The organism is Sulfurovum sp. (genome assembly GCF_041562805.1).
In the GTDB taxonomy this organism is placed as follows: domain Bacteria; phylum Campylobacterota; class Campylobacteria; order Campylobacterales; family Sulfurovaceae; genus Sulfurovum.
Genome location: NZ_JBFFOH010000246.1, coordinates 1 through 2,597, shown reverse-complemented (window position 1 = coordinate 2,597; position 2,597 = coordinate 1). Strand labels below are relative to the sequence as shown.

General features: G+C 45.0%; 5 protein-coding genes. 3 read left to right on the top strand and 2 right to left on the bottom strand.

The window, feature by feature from the left end:
* Positions 1-197 precede the first annotated feature (197 nt).
* From ABYK33_RS15330 to ABYK33_RS15320, 3 genes are all read left to right on the top strand, one after another.
* Positions 198-362, top strand: a complete 165-nt coding sequence (locus tag ABYK33_RS15330; protein ID WP_373034191.1) for a hypothetical protein — start codon at positions 198-200, stop codon at positions 360-362.
* Positions 363-489: 127 nt separating this feature from the next.
* A complete protein-coding gene (gene trxC / locus ABYK33_RS15325; RefSeq protein WP_373034190.1) occupies positions 490-924 on the top strand; it encodes a thioredoxin TrxC in 435 nt (144 codons plus the stop codon).
* A gap of 212 nt (positions 925-1,136) precedes the next feature.
* Entirely contained in the window at positions 1,137-1,457 is a 321-nt protein-coding gene (locus ABYK33_RS15320; RefSeq protein ID WP_373034189.1) for a hypothetical protein, read from the top strand.
* A 63-nt stretch (positions 1,458-1,520) separates the two neighbouring features.
* On the opposite strand, the gene ABYK33_RS15315 is transcribed toward ABYK33_RS15320, so the two are convergent.
* Both ABYK33_RS15315 and ABYK33_RS15310 read right to left on the bottom strand, forming a co-directional pair.
* Entirely contained in the window at positions 1,521-1,757 is a 237-nt protein-coding gene (locus ABYK33_RS15315) for a hypothetical protein (RefSeq protein ID WP_373034188.1), read from the bottom strand.
* A 102-nt stretch (positions 1,758-1,859) separates the two neighbouring features.
* Positions 1,860-2,597 (bottom strand): protein adenylyltransferase SelO family protein (locus ABYK33_RS15310; RefSeq protein ID WP_373034187.1); only part of this gene is annotated, 738 nt, incomplete at its 5' end.

The window sequence follows — 2,597 nt, the reverse complement described above, 5'->3', positions numbered from 1 at the left end:
GGTTTTTATGCGAGCAGACCACCGTATGAAGTGCATGGCCCATTTGTGGCAGATGGCGATGTTGTGATTCTCGAAATGTCCTATCCAAGCCAATCCGTCACAAAGGGATAACAAACCAAAGGAGACCAATCAAAAACCCGCAAGCGGTTTTTTGATTGCTCATTTCAAACGTTAGCAAGCAAAAGCATAAAGCACCCTTGTCTTATATAAATGACCTGTTGAATGGAACTTTGGAACCTAAACCCGACCAAATAGCACTTGTATGCTATGTTCAGGCGTCGAACTTTATTGCACGTTATTTAGTACGTGTATTCAAAGACAAAGCCTTGGCAATCTACGATGTACCGTTTCATCTTTCATAGTTTGAAAATTGCATAGGACAGATTGTAGTCTCATGGGTCAAAGTTGATTCTTTAATTTTGCACGACAAAGTCAAATCCCACCGCGCTTCGGGGAGGAAAGACATTGAGACACAGGAGGCATAGCGTCATGGATAAACAAAAAGTAGTCTGTCCCAATTGCAATCAGATCAACACAATTCCCGTAGAGGAGCATTACAGCGAAGCCGACTGCACGCACTGCAAGGCTTCGCTGCTGGAGACGAAACCTGTCGGCGTGGATGAAGCGGCATTTATCAAGCATATCTGGAACAGCGACATCGTGGTAGTCGTCGATTTCTGGGCGACCTGGTGCGCGCCCTGTCGCATGTTGGCCCCGGCATTCGAAGAGGCGGCCGCCGCCCTGCCGATGAAGGCCCGTTTCCTCAAAGTCGATACCGATGTGCAAAAGTTACTTGCAGCACGTTATAACATCCGCTCCGTCCCGACGATGATTCTCTTTAAAAACGGGTATGAGATTAACCGCAGAACCAGGGTGATGAGCGTGGAAGAGCTCCAAAAATGGACCGGGAAGTACATCGTCTAATATCATGTTGTCAGTCATGGTGCAGATAGTTGCCAACAAAGCAGTCGGGACCAATCAAAAACCCGCGGGCTACTTTTATCTTGTAAGCAACGGTAATATATGACTGACAATAGTAAGAGTGAACATAAAGCCAGCGTGTCCCTTTTTTCCCTTTTTCTAACTAATAGACCAACTTTTGCATACCTCCTGTTATGAGAGGCAGGAGGATGCTGATGCAATTAGATAGACTGGAACGATATTTTAATGACTACACCTACATCAAAAAAGGACATTATCCTGTAACTGATATGGTTGTCTTCTGGTACATGGGTGATGCGTGGACAGTAGCAAATAAAGAACAACAAATTGCTATTAGCGAAGGACTTCTGCGGTCTATCGAAGCAAAAGGCTTCGAACTTAAGCAAGAAGATGTTGAACGTCTTTTTGAGCTCTACGATCTTCGGGGTAAAGCAGCGCGTGGTGAGCTCCCGGACGAAGTAATGCTCCAAGCGGTATTTACCGAGATCATAGAAAAACATCACTTATCGCACTGATTATTGTCTTACTCAAAAAAAGGGGACAGGCTACTTTTTCTACCCTCTGGATTTTTGATTTAATTATTTGACAGAACATCCCTTAAATGTGGTGCCGTAATAACAGCCTTGTACTTTAAGTCGATCCATTGCCTGTTTATAATTCAGGTCTGAGTCCTTGGTTAGTTCAAAGGTTTCAATAAAACCTTTGATGCCATAGCCATCGGGCATTTCAAGTTTCGCTATATCAGTACCGTGTTCAACTAAAACCCATATGGAAGCACCTGACTCTGCTGTAACATCATATTTATCGACTTTCATGGTTTACCTTGTGACAATTTTATATAGTCTGATAATTGTATCAGAAAAAGGGGACGGGAAATTTCTCTCGTTTGATGAAGTGTATGCGTAAGTCTGTCGTCTTTAGGACGAGCAGCTTACGTGGGAGATTCCGGCGATATCGAAGAATTGCGAAGGCTTTTTCGCATAGTATTTTGCTTCCATCTCTTTTGACTGCTCATCATAGGGCTTTGTCATCACTTCCTGCAGCTCTTCGATGAGTGAATAGTCACCTTTTTCAGCTGCTTTGTAGGCAGGTACGAGGAACCACTCCCGCAAGGTGTATTTTGAGTTCACGCTTTTCATCTGCTCTGAAAGCTTCGCTCGGGTCTCGGGTGTTGTCACATCGATGCTCGATTGCCATTTCTCCAGCCACTGTGACCAGCGTTTTAGCAGTTCCTCATTGTTGGATGTGTCAGCGTAGAAGCTTTTTTGAAGGGGCGTGACCTCTTCGGGTAGATGCGAAAGTTCGCGGAAGAAGATCGTGTAGTCGACGGATGTTTTGATCATCAGCATCATCAACTCATTGTAGAGTTCCGCATCAAAAGCCTCTAATCCAAGTTTCGATGCCCACATTGCTTCGACCTGCTCTTGCATGGCTTCGGGAAAACCGTTTAAGATCTTTTCCAGCTCTTCTACCGCCATCGTGTCGGACTTGATCATTGGATGAACGGCTTTGCTGAACATATAAAAGTTTTGCATGGCAGCTTGGGGTTGATTGAAAAAAGAGAAGTGGTCACCGCCGCCCGTCCACGGTTGGTATTTGGGGTCAAACCTGTCGATAAACCCGAAAGGCCCGTAATCTAGGGTAAAGCCTCCCAG